This window comes from Gilliamella sp. A7 (genome assembly GCF_002142015.1).
GTDB classification, from domain to species: Bacteria; Pseudomonadota; Gammaproteobacteria; order Enterobacterales; family Orbaceae; genus Gilliamella; species Gilliamella apis_A.
Genome location: NZ_NASN01000024.1, coordinates 1 through 20,193 on the forward strand (window position 1 = coordinate 1; position 20,193 = coordinate 20,193).

At 34.7% G+C, this 20,193-nt stretch carries 17 protein-coding genes; 4 read left to right on the forward strand and 13 right to left on the reverse strand.

The genetic code is table 11. From position 1 onward, the window contains the following. The first annotated feature begins 91 nt into the window (after window positions 1–91). From B6D18_RS07400 to B6D18_RS07415, 4 genes are all read left to right on the forward strand, one after another. Window positions 92–1,387 carry a 2-hydroxycarboxylate transporter family protein gene (locus tag B6D18_RS07400; RefSeq protein WP_086363863.1) on the forward strand — a complete coding sequence of 432 codons (1,296 nt, stop codon included), beginning with the start codon at window positions 92–94 and terminating at the stop codon, window positions 1,385–1,387. A 111-nt stretch (window positions 1,388–1,498) separates the two neighbouring features. After that, a complete protein-coding gene (locus B6D18_RS07405; RefSeq protein WP_086363864.1) occupies window positions 1,499–2,656 on the forward strand; it encodes an NADP-dependent malic enzyme in 1,158 nt (385 codons plus the stop codon). Window positions 2,657–2,775: 119 nt separating this feature from the next. After that, window positions 2,776–4,392 (forward strand): DcuS/MalK family sensor histidine kinase, encoded by a 1,617-nt coding sequence (gene dcuS / locus B6D18_RS07410; protein WP_086363865.1) that lies wholly within the window; start codon window positions 2,776–2,778, stop codon window positions 4,390–4,392. Between the two features lie 4 nt (window positions 4,393–4,396). Next, window positions 4,397–5,068 carry a response regulator gene (locus B6D18_RS07415; protein WP_086363866.1) on the forward strand — a complete coding sequence of 224 codons (672 nt, stop codon included), beginning with the start codon at window positions 4,397–4,399 and terminating at the stop codon, window positions 5,066–5,068. Window positions 5,069–5,133: 65 nt separating this feature from the next. On the opposite strand, the gene yfbR is transcribed toward B6D18_RS07415, so the two are convergent. The 13 genes from yfbR to murE all read right to left on the reverse strand — a co-directional run bounded on the left by yfbR (window position 5,134) and on the right by murE (window position 20,185). Next, the gene (yfbR, locus tag B6D18_RS07420) at window positions 5,134–5,727 is read right to left on the reverse strand and encodes a 5'-deoxynucleotidase (RefSeq protein ID WP_086363867.1); all 594 of its coding nucleotides are present in this window, start codon (window positions 5,725–5,727) and stop codon (window positions 5,134–5,136) included. Window positions 5,728–5,808: 81 nt separating this feature from the next. Further along, the gene (lpxC, locus tag B6D18_RS07425) at window positions 5,809–6,723 is read right to left on the reverse strand and encodes a UDP-3-O-acyl-N-acetylglucosamine deacetylase (RefSeq protein ID WP_086363868.1); all 915 of its coding nucleotides are present in this window, start codon (window positions 6,721–6,723) and stop codon (window positions 5,809–5,811) included. 66 nt (window positions 6,724–6,789) lie between these two features. Further along, window positions 6,790–7,938, reverse strand: a complete 1,149-nt coding sequence (ftsZ, locus tag B6D18_RS07430) for a cell division protein FtsZ (protein WP_086363869.1) — start codon at window positions 7,936–7,938, stop codon at window positions 6,790–6,792. An 80-nt stretch (window positions 7,939–8,018) separates the two neighbouring features. Next, window positions 8,019–9,272, reverse strand: coding sequence for a cell division protein FtsA (gene ftsA / locus B6D18_RS07435; RefSeq protein WP_086363870.1), 1,254 nt, complete (start codon window positions 9,270–9,272; stop codon window positions 8,019–8,021). A 21-nt stretch (window positions 9,273–9,293) separates the two neighbouring features. Beyond that, the gene (locus B6D18_RS07440) at window positions 9,294–10,127 is read right to left on the reverse strand and encodes an FtsQ-type POTRA domain-containing protein (protein ID WP_086363871.1); all 834 of its coding nucleotides are present in this window, start codon (window positions 10,125–10,127) and stop codon (window positions 9,294–9,296) included. A 13-nt stretch (window positions 10,128–10,140) separates the two neighbouring features. After that, entirely contained in the window at window positions 10,141–11,049 is a 909-nt protein-coding gene (locus B6D18_RS07445; RefSeq protein WP_086363872.1) for a D-alanine--D-alanine ligase, read from the reverse strand. 2 nt (window positions 11,050–11,051) lie between these two features. Continuing rightward, a complete protein-coding gene (gene murC / locus B6D18_RS07450) occupies window positions 11,052–12,500 on the reverse strand; it encodes a UDP-N-acetylmuramate--L-alanine ligase (protein WP_086363873.1) in 1,449 nt (482 codons plus the stop codon). A 130-nt stretch (window positions 12,501–12,630) separates the two neighbouring features. Beyond that, window positions 12,631–13,683 (reverse strand): undecaprenyldiphospho-muramoylpentapeptide beta-N-acetylglucosaminyltransferase, encoded by a 1,053-nt coding sequence (gene murG, locus B6D18_RS07455; RefSeq protein WP_086363874.1) that lies wholly within the window; start codon window positions 13,681–13,683, stop codon window positions 12,631–12,633. Next, window positions 13,683–14,834 carry a cell division protein FtsW gene (gene ftsW, locus B6D18_RS07460; protein ID WP_086363875.1) on the reverse strand — a complete coding sequence of 384 codons (1,152 nt, stop codon included), beginning with the start codon at window positions 14,832–14,834 and terminating at the stop codon, window positions 13,683–13,685. Before ftsW ends, murG begins: the two co-directional genes overlap by 1 nt. Further along, a complete protein-coding gene (gene murD, locus B6D18_RS07465) occupies window positions 14,831–16,165 on the reverse strand; it encodes a UDP-N-acetylmuramoyl-L-alanine--D-glutamate ligase (RefSeq protein ID WP_086363876.1) in 1,335 nt (444 codons plus the stop codon). The genes ftsW and murD overlap by 4 nt, the downstream gene beginning before the upstream one ends. A gap of 24 nt (window positions 16,166–16,189) precedes the next feature. After that, the gene (gene mraY / locus B6D18_RS07470) at window positions 16,190–17,272 is read right to left on the reverse strand and encodes a phospho-N-acetylmuramoyl-pentapeptide-transferase (protein ID WP_086363877.1); all 1,083 of its coding nucleotides are present in this window, start codon (window positions 17,270–17,272) and stop codon (window positions 16,190–16,192) included. 4 nt (window positions 17,273–17,276) lie between these two features. Beyond that, window positions 17,277–18,641, reverse strand: a complete 1,365-nt coding sequence (gene murF, locus B6D18_RS07475; RefSeq protein WP_086363878.1) for a UDP-N-acetylmuramoyl-tripeptide--D-alanyl-D-alanine ligase — start codon at window positions 18,639–18,641, stop codon at window positions 17,277–17,279. After that, on the reverse strand, window positions 18,638–20,185 hold the full coding sequence (gene murE, locus B6D18_RS07480; protein ID WP_086363879.1) for a UDP-N-acetylmuramoyl-L-alanyl-D-glutamate--2,6-diaminopimelate ligase: 1,548 nt from the start codon (window positions 20,183–20,185) through the stop codon (window positions 18,638–18,640). Before murE ends, murF begins: the two co-directional genes overlap by 4 nt. Window positions 20,186–20,193: the final 8 nt, after the last annotated feature.

The following is a 20,193-nucleotide window of genomic DNA, read 5'->3' on the forward strand; positions in this document are numbered from 1 at the left end:
AAATTAGTTAGATAACTTTCTTATTCTTTTGATTTCTAACTGCATAACTATACTGCATATGTACTATAAAAAAACATAAAGAGGTTTAGTTATGAGCATGCTCCAAGATATAAAAGAAAACAAAATGTATATAGGTTCACTCCCCCTTCCCCTATTTCTAATTTGTTCCATTATCGTTATTATTGCTGCCCAATTAGATATGCTACCTAAAACCCTAATTGGTGGTTTTGCTGTAATATTACCTTTAGGTTGGTTTTTAGGAACTCTCGGGCAGAATATTCCATTTTTCAAAAAATTTGGCGCCCCTGCAATATTATCACTTATTGTTCCTTCATTATTGAATTACTACCATGTTTTTGATGAAAATACCTTATCAGCAGCCAAAATGCTAATGAAGGATTCTAACTTTTTACTCTTTTATATCGCCAGTTTAGTGTGCGGTAGTATTCTTGGTATGCATCGAGTCATTCTAGTTCAAGGCTTTATTCGAATGATGATACCTATGTTATTAGGAATGTGCCTAGCTGCACTGGTTGGAGTCTCTGTTGCAGTCGCTTTTGGAGATGATTGGGAACACGCCTTCTTTTATACTGTATCACCGGTAATGGCGGGAGGAATCGGTGAAGGTGTTTTACAGCTCTCCAATGCTTATAGCAACATCCTTAATCAAGATTATAATACTTTCGTTAGTGCATTAATTCCTGCTACAGTAGTTGGTAACTTTTTTGCAATTACCTTTACAGCCGTTATGAGCCGAATTGGTGAAGTTAAACCTCACTTGAGTGGTCATGGTCAGTTAGTAAAAATTGAGTTTGATGGCTTATCTGAAGCGCTAAAAGATGACAAAACACCGCTTGATGCTAGAGCAATGAGTGGTGCAGTAATGATTTTAGCAACGCTATTTATTTTCGGCATGATTTTAGAAAAAGTAACTCATTTTCCTGGTCCGGTTTTAATGATTATTGCAACCGCTGCGGTTAAATATTTCCGTCTATTACCAGCGAGTGTCGAACGCGGTAGCCAGCAATGGTACAAATTTATTTCCGGTAATTTTACCTTCCCATTAATGGCTGGTTTAGGTCTGCTTTACATCGATTTAGAAAGTGTGGTTAAAGTATTAACTATCCCATATTTTATTACCATTATCGCTATTGTTTTCACCGTTTCGATGACTGGATTTGTCTGTAGCTTCTTCTTAAAAATGTATCCTGTTGAGGCATCCATTATTTCATCTTGCCAAAGTGGTATGGGGGGAACTGGTGACGTAGCGATACTTTCAACTGCTAATAGAATGAATTTAATGCCTTTTGCCCAAGTTGCAACACGATTAGGCGGGGCTTTAATGGTGATAAGTACCACAGCACTAATGCGTTATTTGCATATGTAATTTTATACAAAAAAGTATCAATTAACCTATTGATAAACCGTTTGAGATAAACATTGACTTAGTATCACAAAATATCCAAACATAGATTAAATATTTGAAAAGGTAAGCACTATGACAACAGTACAAGAAAAAGCGTTAGCAATCAGTAAACAAATGCACGGTAAATTTGAAACTCATTCGAAAGTGCCGGTTAATTCAATGGCAGATCTTAGTGTTGCTTATACACCTGGCGTTGCTGCGGTGTGCACTGAAATAGCTAAAAATCCTGAATCAGTTTATGAATATACGAGTAAACGTAATTTAGTTGCCGTTATTACTGATGGTTCTGCTGTATTAGGTTTAGGAAACATTGGACCAGAAGCGGCTATTCCAGTAATGGAAGGCAAAGCAATTTTATTCAAACAATTTGCTAATGTTGATGCAATACCGCTATCAATTAATACTCAAGATGCAGATGAGCTAGTGAAACATATTGCTGCTTTGGCTCCTTCATTTGGTGGAATAAATCTTGAAGATATTAGTGCTCCAAGATGTTTTGAAATTGAAAAAAGATTACAAGAAATTCTAGATATTCCAGTGTTCCATGATGATCAGCATGGAACAGCAATTGTAGTATTAGCAGCGCTATATAATGCCTTAAAAGTTGCTGGTAAATCGATAGAATCAGCTAAAGTTGTGATTAATGGCGGAGGAGCTGCTGGTTTAGCTATCGCCGATATGCTATTAGCAGCCGGCGTCACAGCTCTTAAAATTGTCGATAAAATTGGGATATTATCTGAAGATGACACTTCGTTACCACCACATCATTTAGCAATGGCGAAAAGAACCAATAAATCTAAACAAAAAGGTACATTAGAAGATGCTGTTAAAGGTGCTGATGTATTTATTGGTGTATCGGCACCGGGAGTATTAAAAGCTGAATGGGTTAAAACGATGGCCGAAAAATCGATTATTTTTGCTATGGCAAATCCAACACCAGAAATATTCCCTGAAGAAGCCAAAGCTGCAGGTGCTTATATTGTTGGAACTGGCCGTAGTGATTATCCAAATCAAATCAATAATGTGCTAGCATTCCCAGGTATATTTAGAGGAGCCTTAGATGCTAGAGCAAAAAATATTACATTAGCAATGCAACTTGCTGCAGCCAAAGGATTAGCTAATATAATTACACCAGAAAAACTTTCAGTTGATTGCATATTACCTAACGCTTTCGAACCCAATGTAGCGAAAGTTGTTGCCGAAAGTGTCAAAAATGCTGCAAAACTGTAATGATAACTTGAGCATAAATTAGATTAATCCAAAACCTACTAATAATAAATTTATCAGTAGGTTTTACATGTTAATCAGTTAATATAGTTAAAAGTTTATTTTTCATATATTAGATAATAATGAGATACCTATTTAACAAATTACCATTAAAAGTTAAGTTAATAAGCTTAATTTGTTTGGTTTTTATACTATCAGTTATTGCACAAAATATTTATATCATTCATGTCGTCAATAACGAATATCTTATTAATTCTCGACAACGTGTAGAAAATATTGCCAATATTATCTCAACATCCCAAAATATCATTGACGAAATACAAAATCCTACTTCACAAAATATCACCGCCATTCAGACAACTACTGAACAAGCTAGAACACTTACTCAGACTGATTTCATTGTTATATTCAATATGCAAGGTGTTAGATACTCACATCCGGATAAAAGTAAAATCGGTCAAACTATAGTCGGAGGGGATGAACAACGAGCGTTAAATGGTGAGTCCTATACTTCAATCGCAAAGGGTACGTTAGGAGATTCTGTTCGAGCATTTAAACCAATCATGAATGATAAACATCAACAAATTGGTGCTGTTTTGGTTGGCCAAACGTTGCAGAAAATTAATCATTTAGCATCAAGAACAAGCCAACCGATTTGGTTATCTTTATTCGCCTCGTTAACTATCGCCATTATTTTGGCCTACTTACTATCTCATAATATAAAGAAAATTCTATATGGCCTTGAACCAATTCAAATGGCGCAATTATTTGCAGAACGAAATGCGATTATTCGAACTGTAAAAGAAGGAATTGTCGTTATCAATAGAAATGGTTTAATAACCCAAATCAATGATGAAGCAATCAGAATTTTGCGTATAGATAATAACAAAGAGAATATTATTGGTTTACCTATTAACAATTTCATTCCTAATACTCGTCTACATGAAGTGATGATGAGTGGTAATGCTGAATATGATTGTGAACAAAATATCAATGGAGTGGTAATACTCACCAACCGAACACCTTTATTTGTTAATGATGCTTTAGTCGGAGCAATTGCCTCATTTAGAGATATGACAGAGGTTCGCAAATTAGCAGAAAATTTAACCGGAGTAAATCGATATGCCGACGCCCTACGTTCACAATCACATGAATTCAATAACAAACTACATGTTATTTATGGTTTAGCTTTCAATGATAATAAACAAGAATTAATGGATTACCTTGAGCAAATTATCGGCAATCAACAAGCTGAATCTAAACTAGTTAGTCAAAATATAAAAGATCCAATCATTGCCGGTTTTTTAAATAGTAAGTTTAGTCGAGCGCGTGAATTAAATGTTACGTTAGAGTTTAATATTGACGGTATTTTAGCACCAATAACAGACACATCTGTTATACATAGTTTAGTCACAATACTTGGTAATTTAATTGATAATGGATTGGATGCTGTACAGTTTTTAGATGATAAACAAATAAAAGTAAGTTTAGTTATAGATAACATTAATTTTGAAATAGAAATTAATGACAATGGAGGGGGTATTTCAGAAAAAGATATTCAATACATTTTTCAAAAAGGCTATTCCACTAAAGGTGATAACCGTGGATTTGGACTCTATTTAGTATTAGCTAGTATTGACGAATTAGATGGACATATACAATTATGTGATCTTAATAATAAAAAAGGGACTTGTTTTAAAGTACTATTACCACTAAAAGAGATATATAGGAATAAATAAACAAATGATAGAAGTTTTAATCGTTGAAGATGATCCTATGGTGGCTCAGTTAAATAAAAAATATTTACAGATGTTACCTGGTTTCAATTTAGCGTCAGTTATTAATAATGGAGAACAAGCACTACATTTTCTTCATGATAACCATATTGACCTGTTGCTACTTGACGTATTTATGCCAAAATTAAATGGACTTGAACTACTAAAATACATTCGTATCAGTTATCCAAAAATAGATATCATAATGGTAACTGCAGCATGTAATACCAACGACATTCAGACAGCATTACGTTTAGGCGTCATTGATTACATTGTTAAACCATTTACTTTTCAACGATTTCGCACAGCCTTAGTCTCCTACCAAGAACGAGTTAGGTTGTTATCATCATCGGAAATACTAAATCAAGATCAATTAGATGATCGGATTTTTACCAAACACGTTAATCCCTCAACTAGGTTACCCAAAGGTATTGATTCACAAACATTACAATCAGTACGAGAGGTGATCGCTAATTATCAGCAAGATTTTTCAATGAGTGATATTGTTGAATTAATATCACTGTCTCGAATATCAGTGAAGAAATATCTGGATTACTTAGAAGAGCTGGGTGAAATAGAAAGTCATTTGACTTACTTACCAATTGGTCGCCCAGTAAAACGTTATATTTATCAAAAATAGATACGATGCACTTTAATTTTTTATTTTATCGTTTAATGAGTTAGTTATTAACAAAATAAATAAAACTATTTATCCATAGTGATTTCATCTAAAGATAAACTAAAACTTGGCACAAATATATCTAAAAAGTAACCCATTTCAGGGCTATTTCGTTCAGATAATGTTTTTTTCAGACGTTGTTCAGCTAACTTAAATTCATTATTGCCGGCACTAAGCTCTTCGATGGTTTTAAGGTATGCACACAAAGCATCGGCTTGTTTTACGATACTCTTTTCAGACTCATCATAATAATCATCATCAATTAATGATCTAAAATCTTCTTGCAACTCTTTAGGCAACATATTAATAAGTTTATTTTGAGCTATTTTTTCAATTTTTTTATATTCAGATGTAATTTGCGGATTATAATATTTAGTCGGTGTCGGTAAGTCACCAGTCAATACTTCTGATGCATCATGGTACATCGCTAATAATGCGATTCGCTCAGGATTAACATTGCCATTAAATCTTTTATTCTTAATGATTGCTAAAGCATGTGCAACAAAAGCAACTTGTAGACTATGCTCAGATACATTCTCTGTTCTCACATTACGCATTAAAGGCCAGCGATTAATTAATTTCAAACGTGATAAATGAGCAAAGAAATGGCTATTATTCATGTTAATATCTCATAATTATAAAAATAAAAAACGCTTCCAATTCGGAAGCGTTAATAAAGCAGTTATTCTTCGTTTAAGGACTTATGCTAGAACAAGTTGTCTAGTACCTAAAGCAACAGGAACACTTTGTTCTTCAGTAAATGTAACATATTCCCAAGCATCTTGCTTCGCCAATAAAGCTTGCAATAGTTGGTTATTCAATGCATGACCTGATTTATAGCAAACGACCTCACCAATCATATTGTGGCCACTCATATATAAGTCACCAATAGTATCAAGCATCTTATGGCGTACAAATTCGTCTTCAAAACGAAGACCGTCATCATTAAGAACTTTATAATCGTCAACAACAATCGCACAATCTAAACTACCACCTAAACATAATCCTTTAGATTGTAGAGCTTCGATATCTCGCATAAAGCCAAAAGTTCTTGCACGGCTAATTTGGCGAATAAAAGATTCAGAAGAAAAATCTAGCTGGTAACGTTGCGAACTACTATCAATAGCTGGATGACGAAAATCAATAGTAAAATCCAAACGGAAACCACTATATGGCCGCACTTCGGCCCATTTATCACCATTTTCAACACGAACAGTTTCTTTTACTCGTAAGAACTTTTTCAATGCATTTTGTTCAGCAATTCCAGCATCTAGTAATAAATAGATAAATGGACTTGCACTACCATCCATAATTGGAATTTCCGGAGCATTTACTTCAATAATAATATTATCAATACCAAGTCCGGCTAATGCTGAATTAATATGTTCAACAGTTGAAATACGAACATTATCTTCATTAACCAAACAGGTACAAAGCATAGTATCTCGCACTGATTTTGCATCCACAGGGAAATCAACATACGGATTTAAGTCTGTACGACGATAAATAACACCCGTGTTTTCCGGTGCAGGACGTAATGTCAAAGTAACTTTTTTGCCAGTATGTAAACCGACACCAGTTGCTTGAATTGTCTTTTTTAATGTTCTTTGTTTCACTTCGCACCTACTTTTTTTGGTTTGTTTCTATGCTATTAGACAATAATAAATCAAATAAGTTCAATACTAATTTGCCTGCTTACGAATAAACGCAGGAATATCTAAAATTTTACGTTCCTCTAGAGGGGACGCATCAGGTTCATTTACAACCTTAGATATTGATACTTCTTCTTGTTGTAAAGGCAAATGGCCAGATTGACCAAACAATGAAGCGTGATGATTAGCTGGCTTAGTTATTTTTACTTCTGGACGTTTATCCATACCAATACCTGTTGCAACCACAGTCACTCTAATCTCATCAGACATATCTGGATCAAAAGTCGTACCAACAACAACAGTAGCATTATCGGAAGCAAAAGCCCTTACGGTACTACCTACTGTTTCGAATTCTTCAAGGCCAAGGTCAAGTCCAGCAGTCACATTAACTAATACACCACGAGCACCTGACAAATCAATATCCTCAAGTAAAGGACTTGAAATCGCCATTTCAGCAGCTTCTTCTGCTCGATTATCACCAGTTGCACGGCCAGAACCCATCATTGCATAGCCCATTTCAGACATTACAGTTCTAACGTCAGCAAAGTCAACGTTGATGTGACCTGGTTTAGTAATTAGTTCTGCAATACCTTGCACAGCACCTTTTAATACTCCATTTGCAGCTGCGAAAGCATCTAATAATTTAACACCACGACCTAAAACTTTTAATAATTTATCATTTGGAATTGTGATAAGTGAATCTACATGTTTAGCTAACTCAGCAATTCCTTGCTCAGCAAAAGCCATTCGTTTTTTACCTTCAAATCCAAAAGGTTTTGTAACAACAGCAACGGTTAAAATACCTAATTCTTTTGCAATTTCAGCAACAACCGGTGCAGCACCAGTACCTGTTCCGCCACCCATGCCGGCTGCAATGAAGACCATATCGGCACCTTCAATCGCACTACGAATAACATCACGATCCTCTTCAGCTGAATTTCTGCCAACCTCTGGATTAGCACCAGCACCAAGTCCCTTGGTAACATTATTTCCGATTTGGATAGTTTGACCAACTTTTATTCTTTTCAATGCTTGTGCATCAGTATTTGCTGCAAAAAACTCAACGCCTTCAATATGTTCAGCAATCATATGCTCAACAGCATTACCGCCGCCGCCACCGACACCAATAACTTTAATGACAGCTGCTGGCTCATCATCCGCAACCATAGGCTCAAACATAACTTATCTCCAAATTTACGATCTAAGAACATTGTACAGATAACCAGCTACAATGTCTACGAAGTTATTAAATATATTAGCTAAAATTCTTTTTTGAACCAACCGGTCAAACGTTTAGCTATCCCTTTTAATGATGATTTATTGCCGTCTTTAGCATCATCATGTAATAAACTTTGTTTACCATAATGCAATAACCCTACAGTTGTTGAACAATATGGTTTTTGTACATAATCAGTTAATCCTGAAATATTTAAAGGTTGTCCAATACGCACTTGATTTTGAAATACTTTTTCAGCACATTCAACCATACCCTTTATTTGGGCAGCACCGCCTGTTAAAACAATTCCTGCTGCCAATTGATATTTAACATTTTGTCTTTTGAGCTCGTCCTGTAATACTAGTAGCTCTTTTTGAACTAGTGATAAAAGTTCTGAATAACGAGGTTCAATCACATCAGCTAATGTTTGTCGTTGTAATGAACGAGACGGACGCCCACCTACACTTGGAACATCAATAACTTCATCTTTACCTACTAGTGAACCAACAGCACAGCCATAACGAATTTTAATATTTTCTGCATCCATTGGTGGTGCACCGAATGCGTAAGCAATATCACTAGTAACCACATTACCCGCATAAGGAATAACCACAGAATGACGTAATGCACCACCTGTATAAACTGTGACGTCCATTGTTCCGCCACCAATATCTATGACACACACACCCAACTCTTTTTCATCATCAGTTAATACAGCATAACTTGATGCCAAGCCGGAGAAAATAAGCTGATCAACTTTTAATCCACAGCGCTCTACTGCTTTAACTATATTTCTCGCCATATCATTATGGCAGGTGACTAAATGAACTTTAGCTTTCATTCTTACACCAGATAATCCAATTGGGTTTTTAATACCTTCTTGTAAATCTATAGAATACTCTTGAGCAATAACATGTAAAATTCTGTGTTCATCTAAAATACGCACAGATTTAGCGGTATGAACAACGTTTTCAACATCTTCTGCTGTTACTTCTTCATCTGCAATTGGCACCATACCAATTTCATTTTGACAACGGATATGTTTACCTGACAGGCTTAAATAAACAGAAGATATTTGGCAATCAGCCATTAATTCAGCTTGATCAACGGCTCGTTGAATTGATTTAATCACTGACTCAAGATCGTTCACACCACCTTTATCAACGCCTTTTGATGGACAATGGCCAACACCAATAATATTGACAATACCATCAGGAAGAACTTCACCGACAAGGGCAAGAACTTTCGAGGTGCCAACTTCAAGTCCAACAACCAATTTTTTCTCTGTTGCTTTCATACTTCAGCCTTTGTTTATTCCTTATTGAGATATTTTTTCTCGTTGCACTGAAATACCATTTTCATAACGTAAATCAGCAGCCGTTATTTTTTCACCATCGGGTATTCTTGACTGAATTTCTGGAAATAATTTGATAAATTGTTGATAACGTTGTTCTATTTTTTCACTACCTAATATCAATTTTATTTCCTCATTTTCAGAACACAAATCAACTTTACATTGTCTTACCATTAGTTGCCATGCATTACGCCCATCAGATATTGCCGCCTGAATTGTCAAAGTAGACTTATTGTTAGCCGATTTTTTAGAGATCTCCTCTAATCTAAAATAAGTTTCTAACATTGATTTGGCTTTGCCTTCAGGACTGTAAAGTCTAGGCAATGATAAATCTTTCAAACGATCTAATGGCACACTAAAAGTACTGCCATTTTTATCAAGTAAATATAAATCATTCCAGTAAAACGCAGGTTTATATTCTTCAATGTATACAATTAACCTGTCGGGCCACTGTTTACGGACACTCGCTTGTTTTATCCAAGGGTATCGCATTATTTCTTGCTGAATATCATCAACATCTTGTCTAAGATAAGTATTTGGTAAACCTAATCCTAGAATTGCTTGTCTAAGATCATTCTCTGTCGTATAAGTATACTCACCACTTAAGGTCAATTGCGATAATACCATTTGATCAGGATCTTCCATCCAGTCTTTAATACAATTGACCACCCATCCACAAACAACAACTATTACAATTAAGAACAAAAAGCCGACCATTTGTTCTACATTGCGGAAAACAAGCAACTTTCTTCTACTCTGATTTTCATTTTTATGTGCTGCTTGTCGAACTTTTCTCATAAAATAAAACCATTTAAATGGTTGCTAATTGTAAAATACGTTTAACCAATTCACTAAATGACCAACCATATTCTTTTGCTGCCATTGGTACCAAGCTGTGATCTGTCATACCTGGGGCAGTATTTACTTCAAGTAAATATGGTTTTTCATTTTCATCAAACATAATATCAACTCGTCCCCAACCTCTACATCCGACTGCTTTATAAGCATCTAGTGCCAATTTACGAATTTCTTGTTCTTTAGTATCACTTAATCCACTTGGACAAAAATATTGGGTTTTATTTGATAAATACTTTGCATCATAATCATAAAAATTGGTAGCGGGTTTAATGTAAATTGCAGGTAAAACCTCTTCACCTACAATAGCTACAGTAAACTCTGGACCAGCTAAAAATGATTCGATCATTACGGTATTATCATATTTAAATGCAACATCAATAGCTGCTTTTAATTCATCTGCTTGGTTAACTCTTGACATACCGACACTTGAACCTTCATGACTAGGTTTAACAAATAATGGTAAGCCAAGTTGTTTAACAATATTATCAATTTCAATTGATTGTGATTTATCAACCATTACATAATCAGCAACAGGTAAACCAAGTGATTTCCAAACTAATTTGGTTTTTAACTTATCCATAGTTAATGCTGATGATAAAACATCGCTTCCGGTATAAGGAATATTTTGATAAGTTAAAATAGCTTGGGTAATACCATCTTCACCACCTCGACCATGCAAAATAACAAACGCTTTTGAAAAGCCATCTTGTTTTAAATTAGTTATACAATACTCTTTTGTATCAACCAGCTGGGCATCAATACCATTTTCTTTTAATCCTGCTAGAACAGCTTGTCCTGATTTTAGTGATACTTCACGTTCAGCAGAGGTTCCACCATACAATACAGCAACTTTATCAACCATTATTATAAAACCCCTTTTGAAAATAATTGGCTACTAGCTAATTGACGGGCTATCCGACCAACACTACCAGCACCTTGTGTTAATAATAAATCTCCACCTTGTAATATTTCTTTCATAATTTCCGGTACAAGATCTAAATCTGAAACATAAATTGGATCCACTTTTCCTCGATTACGAATTGTACGACAAAGTGAACGACTATCTGCTCCTGCAATAGGTTGTTCTCCAGCAGAATAAACATCTAACATGACTAATGCATCAACTTGGGAAAGTACCTGAGCAAAATCATCAAATAAATCCCGAGTTCGCGTATATCTATGCGGTTGAAATAACATAACTAAGCGCCGATCTGGCCAACCGTTTCTAGCCGCTTGAATTGTTGCATTAACTTCACTAGGGTGATGACCATAATCATCAACCATCATTATATCTTTATCATTTCCGTAAGGAAAAATACCTAATAGATCAAAACGTCGACTCGTACCAGCAAATTTAGCTAGCGCACGTATAATTGAATCATCATCAATACCATCCTCAGTTGCCGCAATAATCGCCGCAGCTGAATTTAAAGCATTATGTTTACCTGGCGCATTTAATTCAATTTGTAAATCATCTCTATCTGGACGGCAAACTGTATAATAGCTAACCCCTCTTTCTTGACGATAATTTTTAATCACAACATCTGCTTCTTCGCTAAAACCATAGGTGATAATTTTACGACCAACAACCGGTAATAATTCGCGATTAATCGCATCGTCATAACACATAACAGCTAAACCATAAAAAGGAAGATTGCGTAAAAAAGAGATAAAGGTTTGCTTGAGATTTTCCACACTTCCTTGATAAGTATCCATATGGTCTGGTTCAATATTAGTGACTATAGAGACCATAGGTTGTAAATGTAAAAAAGAAGCATCACTTTCATCCGCTTCAGCAATAAAATAACGGCTACTACCTAATCTAGCATGTGTTCCTGCAGCTTTTACTAATCCGCCATTAACAAAAGTTGGATCAAGTTTAGCTTCAGCATATATAGAAGTAACCATCGCTGTAGTGGTTGTTTTACCATGGGTACCAGCGATAGCAATACCATATCGGAAACGCATTAACTCAGCTAACATTTCAGCTCTTTGAATCACAGGTATTCGAGCCTCTCTAGCTGCAATAACCTCTATATTATCTTGAGAAATCGCCGAAGAGATAACCACAACACTAGCACTCAAGACATTTTCAGCAGCATGACCAATGACAATTTTAGCGCCTAGTGTTTCTAAATGCTGAGTTACAGGATTTTCCACAATATCTGAACCGCTAATTTGATATCCTTCATTAGCTAAAACTTCAGCAATCCCTCCCATGCCCGCGCCACCAATACCAACAAAATGGATATGTTTGACTCGTTTCATTTCTGGAATGATTGCTCTTAATTCAGCTAATTCCTTCGTATTCACACTTAAACCCCTAAATAGTTAGTTATTTCTTTTTGAGAATTTATTGCTTGATATTTAAAAATTTATTAAATAAATTTAAATTAAATCTTAAAATACACAAGACATTACTTAAAATTATATATAAAATTCACTATTTTACCACCGAAATAAGCGTTTCGGCTACTCTTTCCGTCGAATTTATAATTGACAAACTTTTTGCTTTAATAGCCATTTCAATTAACTCTTCACGACTCAAATTTGCCAGTAACTGAAATAGTGAATCTACATTAAAATCTGGTTGTTCAATAATCTTTGCCGCACCAATATCAGCTAAAGATTTAGCATTCCAAAATTGCTGGCGATCTTTATGCATAAATGGTACAAAAATAGCTCCAATACCAACAACTTCAATTTCACTTACGGTTAATGCTCCACTACGGCAAATTACGATATCAGCCCAATCATAAGCTTCTTTTACATCTGTTATAAATTCAGTCACACGATTATTTGTCATATCACAATGTTGATATGATTTAAGTACATCATCTAACATACCTTTGCCTGTTTGATGCCAAACTACATACTTATCAGACAATTTTGTGATTACTTGAGGAACAATATCATTAATGACCTTGGCACCCTGACTTCCCCCCATAATCAATACTCTAATTGGACCTTGTCGACCTTTAAATCTTTCCGCAGGTTCTTCAATTGTTAATAAATCATTACGAACAGGATTTCCAACGACTTCAGCATTAGGAAATGCTGTTGGAAAAGCTTGTAAAACTCTGGTCGCAATTTTAGCTATAGATTTGTTAGTTAAACCTGCTATGCCATTTTGTTCATGTAATACAACTGGAATACCTAAAGATTTAGCCGCAATTCCTCCTGGTCCAGAAACATATCCACCCATTCCTAAAACAACATCAGGACGATAATTTTTTAAGATTTTCCTTGCTTGTAAAACCGCTTTTAATATTTTGTAAGGCGCTTTTAATAACGCCATTTTCCCTTTTCCTCGCAAGCCTGATATTTGGATAAAATCAATTTCAATGCCATTTTCTGGCACTAAATGTGCTTCCATACGATCTGCAGTACCTAGCCATCTAACTTGCCAACCTTGCTTCATTAAATGATGGGCAACAGCAATACCTGGGAATACATGGCCTCCAGTTCCACCAGCCATAACTAATAGTTTTTTCATTATTTTATTAACCTTATTCTTGCTTGAGTTTGTTGTTGTCTAAACTCAAAATCTATTCTTAGTAATATTGCAACAGCAATACTCATTACAATAAGGCTTGAGCCTCCATAACTAATAAATGGTAAGGTTAAACCTTTTGTCGGTAACATACCAGATGTGACACCCACATTAACAAAAGTTTGAAATCCAAACCAAATACCAATTTCACACGCCAAATAGCCTGAAAATTGAGAACCTTCATTCAAAGCTCGATAACCTATTGCTAATGCTTTGAAGGTTAAAAAGAAGAGTAATAACAACAAAGCGACAACACCAATATATCCATACTCTTCTGAAATAATTGAGAAAATAAAATCGGTATGACATTCAGGTAAATAGCGTAATTTAAAAATAGAATTACCAATTCCTTGTCCAGTAATACCACCATTACCTATTGCCATTAATGAAGCAACTAGCTGATAACCAGCGCCAGTTGCATCTTGCCATGGGTCAAGGAAGGTCATCAAACGTGTTAAACGATAAGATTCATATAAAATAAGGCAAACTACAGCACTAACCCCAGTTAGTAAAATCGCAATAAATTGCCATAATTGAGCGCCGGCAATAAACAAGATGCCTATTGTTACCATAAATAATACAATTACAGTACCTAAGTCAGGTTGTAAAAGTAACAAAATAGACAAAACTGCCATAACCACCATAGGTTTAAAAAAGCCCCAAAAGCCGCTTTGAACTTCCTCTGACTTACGGGCTAAATAACCAGCTAAAAATAAAAATAACGATAATTTAGAAAGTTCAGCTGGCTGAAAATTAAAAACACCTAATGGGATCCAACGAGACGCGCCGTTAATTGAAGAACCAACGATTAAAACCGCTATCAACATAATAATTGAAAGGATTAATAAAACTGACCCAAATTGTTGCCAACGTTGCATTGGAATATATAAGGTGATACACATTAGAAAAAGCGACATTCCAATTTGAATTAACTCTCGTTGCGTATAGAAAAAAGGATCACTTTCATTAAACGCCATTGATGAAGATGTCACCATAGTTAAGCCAAATACCATTAAACCAATCACAGTCCAAAGCAATTGGTTATCAAATGGAATATTGGGATTAACTTGTTTTTTTATCAAAAATAATGTCATTCATCACTCCTTGAACCGTACTGTTTAGCAAGTTGTGAAAATAAATTTCCGCGTTCAATATAGTTTTTAAATTGGTCTAAACTTGCACAAGCAGGTGAAAGTAATACAACATCATTTGCGACTACTTTTTTCGCTATACATTGAATTGCTTCAGACATAGTTAACGTAACAGTTGTGATTTCCGGCGCTAAACTAGCTAGCAAACCTCGATCTCGACCAAAACAGAAAATTTCAATATTTCTGCTTTTTAAATAAGGAATCAAAGGAGTAAAGTCTGCTGATTTGCCATCGCCACCTAACAATAAAAATAGTTTTCCATTACATATAACACTTTTTAATGCTGCTTCAGTGCTACCTACATTAGTTGCTTTAGAATCATTAATCCATTTTACATTATTGCTATCAAAGACTAATTCAAAACGGTGAGGTAAACCTTGAAAATTAGAAATCGTTTGTAAACTTGAATTTCGTGGGATCTGTAAATTATCAGCGATAGCTAAGGCTGCCAATGCATTCAAATAGTTATGACAGCCAATTAATTTCATTGATTTAGTTGATAAAACAGGTTGTTTTTGGGCAATTAGATATTCATACTTCTCATCTAAATGATAATCTCCCGTTTTTAATCCGAATGATACACAATTATGTTTTTTATCAGACGGTTTAGTCAATTTATCATCATAGTTAATAACACAACATTTTGCATTATGGTAAATTCGTTGTTTCGCTTCAGTATATTGCATCAATCCTAGTGGATAGCGATCCATATGGTCTTCAGAAATATTCAAAATCGTTGCCACTGAAGCTTGTAAACTTGATGTTGTCTCTAGCTGAAAACTTGATAGTTCGAGGACATAAACATCACAATCTTGTTGCAATAATGATAAAGCTGGTTCACCAATATTACCACCCACACCAACTTTTACACCAGCAGCACTTACAATATCACCAACTAAAGTAGTGACAGTCGTTTTACCATTTGCCCCAGTAATCGCAATAACTTTTTTATTTGTTTGTTGATTAACTTCACGGCAAAAAAGTTCAACATCGCCAATAATCTCAATACCAAGTTCAGCTGCTTTTTGTAATTCAGGAGTTGATAGAGCAATACCAGGACTGGCAATAATCAAGTCAGCCTCAAATAACCAGTCTGTATTTAAATTTCCTAAATGATACCTAACACGTTTATCTAATTGCTCTAATCCAGATGGAGATGAACGAGTATCGATTACTTTCGGTATAACATTTTGAGCAAGAAAATAGTCAACGCAGGATAACCCTGTAATACCTAAACCGATAATAACAATTTTTTTACCTTGATAATCAACCATGATTCAATCCTGCTCTAATATTATTTAGCGTAATTTCAAAGTTAATAAACCAATTACCACTAGCATCAATGAAATAATCCAAAACCGAACAATCACTCTTGGTTCAGGCCAACCTTTTAATTCATAATGATGATGAATTGGTGCCATACGAAAAATGCGTTTACCTCTTAATTTAAAAGATCCTACTTGTAAAATCACAGATAAGGTTTCAATGACAAAAATTCCGCCCATAACTAACAATAAGAACTCTTGTCTGAGTAACACAGAAATAATACCAAACACGCCACCTAATGCTAATGAACCAACATCACCCATAAATACCATTGCAGGATAAGTGTTAAACCATAAAAAACCAAGGCCAGCACCAATAATTGCGGTACAAACAATCATTAATTCGCCACTAAATTTAATATATGGAATATGTAAATAGGCAGCAAAATTAACATTACCAGTTGCCCAAGAAACAAGTGCGAACCCGGCAGCAACAAAAACTGTTGGCATAATGGCCAATCCATCAAGACCATCAGTTAAATTTACTGCATTACCAGCACCGACAATGACAACATAAGTCAGTAAAATAAACCACAATCCTAATTGTGGCATAACATCTTTAAAGAACGGGACAACTAGTACTGTAACAGAACCATCTTTTCCATAAACATAAAGACCAAAAGCAACAATTAATGCAATAACAGACTGCCAAAAATATTTCCATCTAGCAATGAGTCCCGCTGTATTTTTGCGTATAACTTTCAAATAATCATCTGCAAAACCAATAACCCCATAACCGAGTAACACAAATAATGTTACCCAAACATAAGGATTACGTAGATCAGCCCATAGAAAAACTGAAATTGAAATGGAGGCTAATATGAGCGTTCCCCCCATTGTTGGTGTTCCTTTTTTACTCAAATGAGATTCTGGACCATCATGACGAATAACTTGACCAATCTGCAATTTTTGTAACCAATCAATTACTTTTTGCCCCATAATTAGCGAAATGGTCAATGAAGTTAATAGCGCTAAAATAGCCCTTACTGTAAGATAAGAAATAACATTAAAAAAAGTAAAATATTTAACCAAATATTCTGATATCCACACCAACATAATTTTAATCCTGACCTATTTTTGTTTGAATTTCCACGATAAGATCTTCCATTTTTGCACTACGTGACCCTTTGACTAACATAGTTAAAGTTGGATGTAGACGTAGTAAGTTTAATAAATAATCTACAGCACTTTGTTTATCAATAAAATGATGGCCAACACCACTAAATTGACTGATTAATTCACTTAGCTGACCGACACTAACAACACAATCAATGTTTTGTTGTTTAGCTAATTCGCCAATTTGTTGATGATAAATGTTTGCATCGTTACCTAATTCAGCCATATCACCAACGACTAATACTTTATATCCGGGCTGTGTTGCTAAAACATGAATAGCAGCTGACATTGAGCCAACGTTAGCATTATAACAATCATCCCAAATTAATTGCGTTTGATTTAACCTAACAGGATACAACCGCCCTTTTACTGATTTTGAAGCAGCTAAACCTTTTTTAACTTGTGTTAGCGTTGCTCCTACTGATATTGCCAAAGCTGATGAAGCTATGGCATTTGATATATTATGCTCACCAACTAATGGTAAAGTAATTTCACTATCTCCAATTGGTGTATGCAATGTGAAATTAGTCTGTTCCATAATTTCAATATTACTAGCATAAAAATCAGCAGCAGAATTATGTATCGAAAAGGTCCAGACAGTTTTATTTTTGAGCATAGCTAACCATTTATCAGAACAACTATCCAAATTAATAATTGCAATTCCGTTATCAGCTAATCCTTCAAAAATTTCACCTTTAGCTGTTGCTACCCCATCAAGAGAACCAAAGCCCTCAATATGTGCCAAAGCTATATTATTAATTAGGGCACTGTTTGGTTTAACTAAGTGTGTAGTATAAGCTATTTCACCTATATGATTAGCACCTAACTCAACAACTGCAAATTGATCTTGCGTCTTTAATCGTAGTAATGTTAATGGCACACCTATATCATTATTAAAATTACCTTGAGTATAAAGAGTCTCACCACATTGTTGTAAAATATTGGCAGTCATTTCTTTGACTGAGGTTTTGCCCGATGAACCAGTCAACGCAACAAATTTTGCTGAACTTTGATCTCTTACAAATTTAGCTATTTGACCTAATGCTATATAAGTATCATTGACCACTATTTGAGGAATATCATTATCGATTTTATGATTTACAATTACCGCAATAGCACCATCTTCAATAGCCTGTTTAGCAAATAAATGACCATCAAATTTTTCACCAACCAATGCAATAAATAGTGATTGATCAGCAATTTTACGTGAGTCAGTACAAATTTCCTTAATAGTCAATTCTTCATCTGGAATATGATAAGATGTACCATTGACGATTGTTGCAATTTGTTTAATAACTAAAGGAATCATGATAAATTCTCTACTCCTAAAATCTGTTTTACCGTTTCTTGATCTGAATAATGATGCTTAGTTTTACCAATAATTTGGTAATCTTCATGTCCTTTTCCAGCGATTAAGATCACATCATCAGGTTTAGCTTGAACAACCGTTTCTCTAATAGCTGTAACTCTATCAGTAATAACTTGTGTATTTTTAATATTGGTTAAACCTTGTTCTATATCATGAATAATTTTAATTTCATCTTCAGTACGTGGATTATCATTTGTTAATACGATTTTATCGGCAAATTGTTCAGCAACTTCAGCCATTAAAGGTCTTTTTCCTGTATCTCTATCACCACCACAACCAAAAACCACCCATAATTGACCTTTGCAATGAATACGACTTGCTTGTAATGCTTTTTGCAATGCATCTGGGGTATGTGCATAATCAATAATCACTGTTGGACTATTATTTACATGAATTACTTCCATACGACCACATATCGGCTTAAGATATGATGCCATATTAACAACAGCATAAAATGGATAATCAAGTGTCAACAAGGTTGCGATTGCTAACAATACATTTGATACATTGAATTCACCTAATAATCGGCTGTGAATGATAGCATTACCCCAACTCGATTCCATATGAATTTTGGCCCCTTTATCATGATATTCAATCATTGATACACCAACATAGGTTTTATCCAATGTTTTTAAACGGCGCAATGATTTAGGCTGACATGACACAACCGTAACGCTTGATAATTTATCTATCCAACGCCGTCCGTATTCATCATCATAATTAATAATTGATTTACCTGAACTAGCAACTTGCTTTTCGTGTTCATCGCCGCTGAATAATGACCATTTTGCTTTAGCATATTTATTCATGGTTTTATGATAATCAAGATGATCACGGCTTAAATTAGTAAACACGGTTGCAGCACAATTTAGTGCTTTTACTCGATTCATCGCTAAACCATGGGACGAAATTTCCATGGCAACAACTTGAACATGTTGTATGACAAATTCTGCTAAAGCTGATTGAACTTCAATAGCCGATAAAGTCGTATTTAATGAAGGTTCAAGTTGATTATAAATACCATTACCTATCGTACCCAATAACGCAGCTTTCTGATTTAATAAAGTTACACACTGTGCGATAAGCTGAGTTACCGTTGTTTTACCATTAGTTCCAGTTACACCAATAACCGATAAATTTTTAGATGGTGAAAAATAAAAATCGTTTGCAATTTTTGATAATTTTTGAGAAAGCTGAAATATACTTATTTGTGGAATAGTTTTCTTATTTTTTTGTTTAAGGTAATCAATTTTCAAATCATTTGATTTTCTATTTGTTTCAATTAGAACTACAGCAGCACCAGATGAGATAGCTTGCGGAATAAAATCCCGACCATTAACGGTATACCCTTTAATAGCAATAAAAACATCATCTTTATTTACTTTTCGACTATCAATTATCAAATGATTAAGCGGAAAATCATCTATTTCTATATCACTCCCACCTAATAATTTATATAACGTTTTAAATGTGTTAGTTGCCATTATTTGTT

Bases quoted from the DNA above. Each gene is read 5' to 3' on its own strand.
- B6D18_RS07400 (WP_086363863.1), top strand. From the start codon at position 92: ATGAGCATGCTCCAAGATATAAAAGAAAACAAAATGTATATAGGTTCA.
- B6D18_RS07405 (WP_086363864.1), top strand. From the start codon at position 1,499: ATGACAACAGTACAAGAAAAAGCGTTAGCAATCAGTAAACAAATGCAC.
- dcuS (WP_086363865.1), top strand. From the start codon at position 2,776: ATGAGATACCTATTTAACAAATTACCATTAAAAGTTAAGTTAATAAGC.
- B6D18_RS07415 (WP_086363866.1), top strand. From the start codon at position 4,397: ATGATAGAAGTTTTAATCGTTGAAGATGATCCTATGGTGGCTCAGTTA.
- yfbR (WP_086363867.1), bottom strand. From the start codon at position 5,727: ATGAATAATAGCCATTTCTTTGCTCATTTATCACGTTTGAAATTAATT.
- ftsZ (WP_086363869.1), bottom strand. From the start codon at position 7,938: ATGTTTGAGCCTATGGTTGCGGATGATGAGCCAGCAGCTGTCATTAAA.
- ftsA (WP_086363870.1), bottom strand. From the start codon at position 9,272: ATGAAAGCAACAGAGAAAAAATTGGTTGTTGGACTTGAAGTTGGCACC.
- B6D18_RS07440 (WP_086363871.1), bottom strand. From the start codon at position 10,127: ATGAGAAAAGTTCGACAAGCAGCACATAAAAATGAAAATCAGAGTAGA.
- B6D18_RS07445 (WP_086363872.1), bottom strand. From the start codon at position 11,049: ATGGTTGATAAAGTTGCTGTATTGTATGGTGGAACCTCTGCTGAACGT.
- murG (WP_086363874.1), bottom strand. From the start codon at position 13,683: ATGAAAAAACTATTAGTTATGGCTGGTGGAACTGGAGGCCATGTATTC.
- ftsW (WP_086363875.1), bottom strand. From the start codon at position 14,834: ATGACATTATTTTTGATAAAAAAACAAGTTAATCCCAATATTCCATTT.
- murD (WP_086363876.1), bottom strand. From the start codon at position 16,165: ATGGTTGATTATCAAGGTAAAAAAATTGTTATTATCGGTTTAGGTATT.
- mraY (WP_086363877.1), bottom strand. From the start codon at position 17,272: ATGTTGGTGTGGATATCAGAATATTTGGTTAAATATTTTACTTTTTTT.
- murF (WP_086363878.1), bottom strand. From the start codon at position 18,641: ATGATTCCTTTAGTTATTAAACAAATTGCAACAATCGTCAATGGTACA.
- murE (WP_086363879.1), bottom strand. From the start codon at position 20,185: ATGGCAACTAACACATTTAAAACGTTATATAAATTATTAGGTGGGAGT.